Below are 5,420 nucleotides of genomic sequence, written 5' to 3' on the forward strand. Positions count from 1 at the left end.
CTACGGGAATCGAACCCGTGTTTCCGCCGTGAGAGGGCGGCGTCCTGGACCGCTAGACGAAGGGCGCGCGGTGCCGCGTAGATAACGACGGCCCGCGCCGGTTGCAAGCCGGATTTTCAGGCCGGAAGCGCTGCGTCCTCGACGTTCAGCTTCGCCTTGCGCCGCCCGCCCCAGTCGTCGATCTCGAGCCGGCCCGCCAGGTGCACCGGGCGCCGCGCGGCCGCCGTCGCCTCCAGCACCGTGGCGATGCCGCGCTCGGCCGCGCGGAAGGCGATCGCCTCGAGCCTCCCGCCTCCGGGCGCGGTCAGGCGGAGCCGGCAATGCCCCTGCCCGACCGGGCGCAGGCCCTCGATTTCGACCCGGCCGAAGGCGAGCCTGGGCGCCGGATTGGCCGGCCCGAAGGGTCCCGCCTGCTCCAGCCGCTCGATCAGCTCGACGGTGGCACCCCCGGGCGAAAGGGCCCCGTCGAGGCGCAGGTCGGCGGGGCCGGCCGCGCCCGCGCCCTGGGCGGCCAGCCGCTTGGCCAGCGCCTCCATCGCGGCCTCCAGCTCGCCGGTCGCCACCATCAGCCCGGCCGCCATGACATGGCCGCCGCCCTTGGCGAGTTGGCCCTCGCGCACGAGCGCCGCCACGGCCGAGCCGATGTCCACGCCGGCGACCGAGCGCGCCGAGCCCTTGCCCTCGTCGCCCTCGATTCCGATCACCACCGCCGGCCGGTTGAAGCGCTCCTTCAGGCGGCCCGCGACGATGCCCACCACGCCCGGGTGCCAGCCCTCGCCGGCCGCCCAGACCAGCGGCGCCGCGGGGTCGCGCGCCTCGACCTGCGCGATGGCCGCCTCGAGTACGGCCGCCTCGATCTCGCGGCGCTCGCGGTTCAGGCGGTTCAGCGTCTCGGCCAGCGCCGCCGCCTCGTGCGGCGAGGCGGTCGACAGCAGTCTCTGACCCAGCCCCGCCTCGCCCACCCGGCCGCCGGCATTGATGCGGGGGCCAAGCGCGAAGCCCAGGTCCCACGACGTCGGCGGCGCCGACAATCCCGCCACGTCGGCCAGCGCCGCCAGCCCCACCCGGCCGCGGCGTGCCAGAACGCCCAGCCCCTGGCGCACGAGCGCGCGGTTGAGCCCGATCAGCGGCGCCACATCGGCCACGGTGGCCACCGCCACGAGGTCGAGGAAGGCGATCAGATCGGGCTCGGCCTGCCGGCGGAACCGGCCCTTGCCGCGCAGCGCCCGGTTCGCCGCGACCATGAGCAGAAACACCACGCCGGCGGCACACAGATAGCCCAATTCCGAGAGGTCGTCGGGCCGGTTCGGGTTGACCACCGCGGACGCATCGGGCAGCGCCTCGCCGGCGAGGTGGTGGTCGGCGATGATGACATCGGCGCCGGCCGCCCGCGCCGCCGCCACCGGCTCGAAGGACAGCGTGCCGCAGTCGACGCACAGGATCAGGTCGTGGTCCTTCGCCAGCTTGCGCATCGCCGGCACGTTCGGCCCGTAGCCCTCGTCGATCCGGTCGGGGATGTAGGGGGTCGCCTCGATCCCCAGCGCCCCCAGCCAGCCGCGCAGGAGCGCCACCGAGGCCGCTCCGTCCACGTCGTAGTCCCCGAACACGGCGACGCGCTCGCCGCGCATCACGGCGCCGGCCAGCCGCTCGGCAGCCCGGTCCATGTCGGCAAGCGTCGAGGGGTCGGGCATCAGCGCCCTCAGCGTCGGGTTGAGGAAATCCCCGGCCGTCTCGGGCAGCACACCGCGCCCGGCCAATACGCGGCCCACGATCTCGGGCAGCCCCGTCGCCTGGGCGATCGCCAGCCCCAGCCGCTCCACTTCCGGCCCCGGGCCGACCCAGCGCCGCCCGGTGGCCGAGCGCGCCACGCCAAGAAAGGCTCCCCCTGCAACCGGCCCGGAGGTGTCCTCGGCCACCGCCTCCTCAGAAGTTCCGGGTGCGATAGATCAGGCGCCGCACCGAGCCGGTGCGCGAGCGCATCAGCAGCGTCTCCGTCTCGAGATATTCGCCGACCCGGCGCGCGCCCCGGAGCAGCGAGCCGTTGGTCACGCCGGTGGCGGCGAACAGCACGTCGGCCTTGATCATGTCGTCGCGGCTGTACTTGGCGTTGAGGTCCTCGATCCCGGCGCGGCGCGCCCGCGCGATCTCGTCCTCGTTCCTAAAAATCAGCCGGCCCTGAAGCTGCCCGCCCATGCATTTCAGCGCCGCCGCGGCCAGCACTCCCTCGGGCGCGCCGCCCGAGCCCATATACATGTCGATGCCGGTCTGGTCGGGGTCGGTGCAGTGCATGACGCCGGCCACGTCGCCGTCGGTGATCAGCCGGATCGCCGCCCCGGTCGAGCGCACCTCGGAGATCAGCTCGGCATGGCGCGGGCGCTCGAGGATGCAGACGCTGACGTCGCCGGGCTTGCCGCCCTTGGCCTTGGCGAAGACGCGGATGCGCTCGGCCGGCGGCATGTCGAGATCCACCAGCCCGTCCGGGTAGCCCGGCCCGATCGCCAGCTTGTCCATGTAGACGTCGGGCGCGTGCAGCATGGAATAGCGCGGCCCCATGGCCACCACGGTCAGCGCGTTCGGCATCGCCTTGGCGGTCAGCGTAGTGCCTTCGAGCGGGTCGAGCGCGATGTCGACTTCCTCGCCCTTGCCCTTGCCGACCTGCTCGCCGATGTACAGCATCGGCGCCTCGTCGCGCTCGCCCTCGCCGATGACCACCGTGCCCTTGATGTCGAGCATGTTGAGCTGGGCCCGCATCGCCTCGGTGGCGGCATGGTCGGATGCGCGCTCGTCGCCGCGCCCGATGAGGCGGGCGGCAGCGATGGCTGCCGCCTCCGAGACGCGTGCGAGCCCCAGGCTCAGCATCCGGTCCTGGAAGGAGAACTGGTCGTCGGCGGTCGCCATGAAGTCCCTCCATCAATCTGGGCGGGCGCGGGGCGCGTCCTCTCCGGGCTTGTAAGGCGAAGCGGCAGGTGTGCGCAACATACGGTCCTGCCAGATTTCAAGTCCCGCCCCTGTTTACGGCCCTCAGGCCCCCATGCGCGGGTCGAAGCGGAAGGCCTCCTCGGCCAGCACCTCGACCTTGTCCGCATCGGGGTGGGCGGGGTTGATCAGCCAGTTCCGCTCCCCGGGCACCACCGCCGAGGGCACGGCGAGCGCCAGCGTCCGGGCCGAGTCGAGCCAGTCGTCGCCGAACTCCCGGCAGGCGTCCGCGTCGCCCGGCTTGGGCAGCTCGGCCGCCTCCGGCTGCCACAGCTGCGCGCCCTGGGGCAGCGCGAGCTGCACGGCCGTCATTTCCGGCAGCCGCGCCACGCCGCGCAAGGCGGGGGGGAGGTGCACGAAGCTTTCAAGCACCGCCAGCGCCAGGGTCTCCGAGCAATAGACCACGGCACGGCCGGGGCTGTTCCAGCGGCCCCCCGCCAGCCGCGCTCCCTCGCCGTCGAGCCCCGGCGCGTAGTCCGGCCTGACCAGCCGCCACAGGACCCTGCCTCTGGACGCCGGATCAGCCATGCACGCCGTGCGCGAACCGCGTCAGCACCGCCTCGACCTCGCGCGCGCCGACATCGGTGCGCGCCATGCGGATTGGCACCTCGCCGCCCAGCGCCGGGTTTTCCGTGCCGAGCCATTCGTCGGCGACCTCATCGTCCTCGAAGACGAGGCGCGCATGGTCGCGCACGCGCAACAGCCGCGCGATGGCGTCGGCCTCGTCGACCTTCAGCGCCTGATCCTCGGCGAGGCGCCGCTCGAAGGTGCGCCGCGGGATCACCAGCGCCACGTCGGCGCGCGTCAGCCGGCCCTCGCCGATCAGCGCGCGCACCGCCCCCGCGGGCACGCCCTTCTTGATCGCCTCGTAGCTCAAGGGCTCCATCGCTGCGCCTCCGCCATATGCCGTAAATATGATGGCAAATGGCGCAAGCCGCAAGCCCCGCGCGTCAGACCAGGAACGGATAGCCGCCCTCGTGGCGCAAAAGCGCGATCTTGGTCTCGGTGCCGCCGCGCCCGGAATAGCCGCCCAGCCCCTCGGCCGAGAGCACCCGGTGGCACGGCACGATCACCGGCAGGGGGTTGGCGGCGCAGGCCCGGCCCACCGGCTTGCCATAGGTCCCGAGCGCGCGCGCGATCTCGCCATAGGTGCGGGTCTGGCCATAGGGGATGGCGCGCATCGCCGTGCGGACCGCGCCGTGCACCGCATCCTCCGCCGGCGCCAGCGGCAGGTCGAACGCCCTGAGCCGCCCGGCGAAATAGGCGTCGAGCTGGGCGATGGCTTCCTCGAGCAGCGGGCTCGTCCCCTCCGGCGCCGCATTATCCCACGCGACGCGGGCGATGCAGCCGTCCGCCTCGACGACCCTGAGCCGCCCCACGGGCGTGTCAAGCGCGGCGGCCGGCATGCCGGATCTCCTCGTCAGCGGCGATGCCGCTCAAGATAGGCTGCCGGGCGAGCCCGGGGCGACCCGGATCGTGCGGTGCCTCGGTTCCCCGGTATTCTATTTCCCCGGTATTTTGTTCCTCAGCTCGAACTTCTGGATCTTGCCGGTCGAGGTTTTCGGCAGCTCGCCGAACACCACGTCGCGCGGGCATTTGAAGTGCGCAAGCCGCTCGCGGCAGAACGCGATGATCTCCTCGGCCGTGGCCTCCTTCCCGGGCTTGAGCTCGACGAAGGCGCAGGGCGTCTCGCCCCATTTCTCGTCGGGCTTGGCCACCACGGCGACCATGGCGACGGCGGGGTGCTTGTAGATCGCGTCCTCGACCTCGATCGAGGAGATGTTCTCGCCGCCCGAGATGATGATGTCCTTCGAGCGGTCGCGGATCTGGATGTAGCCGTCGGCGTGCTTGACCGCGAGGTCGCCCGAATGGAACCAGCCGCCCCGGAACGCCTCGTCGCTGGCGGTCTGGTTCTTGAGATACCCCTTCATCACCACGTTGCCGCGGAACATCACCTCGCCGATGGTCCGCCCGTCGGACGGCACCGCTTCCATGGTGGCCGGGTCGAGCACGTCGAGCCGCTCGAGCGGCACGTACGGCACGCCCTGGCGCGCCTTCTTCGCCGCCTTCTGGGCCGGGTCGAGCTTCTCCCATTCCTCCTTCCACTCACAGATCACCGCCGGCCCGTAGGTCTCGGTCAGGCCGTAGAGGTGGATGACCTGGAAGCCCGCCTCGGCCATGGCGGCCAGCACCGATTCGGGCGGCGGCGCCGCCGCCGTCATGAAGTTGACCTTGTGCTCGAAGCTGCTGCGCTCCTCGTCGGAGGCGTTCAGCAGCGCCGACATCACGATCGGCGCGCCGCACATCAGGTTCACCTTGTGCTCGGCGATCGCCTGGTAGATCGGCCCGGCGCGCACCTGGCGCAGGCAGACATGGGTGCCCGCCATCACCGACACCGCCCAGGGGAAGCACCAGCCGTTGCAGTGGAACATCGGCAGGGTCCA

General features: G+C 72.1%; 6 protein-coding genes. All 6 read right to left on the bottom strand.

Annotated elements, in window-relative coordinates; all coding sequences use genetic code 11:
- Nucleotides 1–116: 116 nt before the first annotated feature.
- On the bottom strand, nucleotides 117–1,916 hold the full coding sequence (gene recJ, locus AC32QD_RS10090) for a single-stranded-DNA-specific exonuclease RecJ (RefSeq protein ID WP_492010368.1): 1,800 nt from the start codon (nucleotides 1,914–1,916) through the stop codon (nucleotides 117–119).
- A gap of 7 nt (nucleotides 1,917–1,923) precedes the next feature.
- A complete protein-coding gene (glpX, locus tag AC32QD_RS10095; RefSeq protein ID WP_492010369.1) occupies nucleotides 1,924–2,898 on the bottom strand; it encodes a class II fructose-bisphosphatase in 975 nt (324 codons plus the stop codon).
- 123 nt (nucleotides 2,899–3,021) lie between these two features.
- Nucleotides 3,022–3,504 carry an RES family NAD+ phosphorylase gene (locus AC32QD_RS10100; RefSeq protein WP_492010370.1) on the bottom strand — a complete coding sequence of 161 codons (483 nt, stop codon included), beginning with the start codon at nucleotides 3,502–3,504 and terminating at the stop codon, nucleotides 3,022–3,024.
- On the bottom strand, nucleotides 3,497–3,862 hold the full coding sequence (locus AC32QD_RS10105) for an Xre family toxin-antitoxin system antitoxin (RefSeq protein ID WP_492010371.1): 366 nt from the start codon (nucleotides 3,860–3,862) through the stop codon (nucleotides 3,497–3,499). The genes AC32QD_RS10100 and AC32QD_RS10105 overlap by 8 nt, the downstream gene beginning before the upstream one ends.
- Nucleotides 3,863–3,926: 64 nt before the next feature.
- On the bottom strand, nucleotides 3,927–4,382 hold the full coding sequence (locus tag AC32QD_RS10110; RefSeq protein ID WP_492010372.1) for a methylated-DNA--[protein]-cysteine S-methyltransferase: 456 nt from the start codon (nucleotides 4,380–4,382) through the stop codon (nucleotides 3,927–3,929).
- A gap of 96 nt (nucleotides 4,383–4,478) precedes the next feature.
- Nucleotides 4,479–5,420 (bottom strand): AMP-binding protein (locus tag AC32QD_RS10115; protein WP_492010373.1); only part of this gene is annotated, 942 nt, incomplete at its 5' end.

Source organism: Thermohalobaculum sp., assembly GCF_058622915.1.

Excerpts from the sequence above, each read along its gene's own strand:
- glpX (WP_492010369.1), bottom strand. The coding sequence starts at position 2,898 with ATGGCGACCGCCGACGACCAGTTCTCCTTCCAGGACCGGATGCTGAGC.
- AC32QD_RS10100 (WP_492010370.1), bottom strand. The coding sequence starts at position 3,504 with ATGGCTGATCCGGCGTCCAGAGGCAGGGTCCTGTGGCGGCTGGTCAGG.
- AC32QD_RS10105 (WP_492010371.1), bottom strand. The coding sequence starts at position 3,862 with ATGGAGCCCTTGAGCTACGAGGCGATCAAGAAGGGCGTGCCCGCGGGG.
- AC32QD_RS10110 (WP_492010372.1), bottom strand. The coding sequence starts at position 4,382 with ATGCCGGCCGCCGCGCTTGACACGCCCGTGGGGCGGCTCAGGGTCGTC.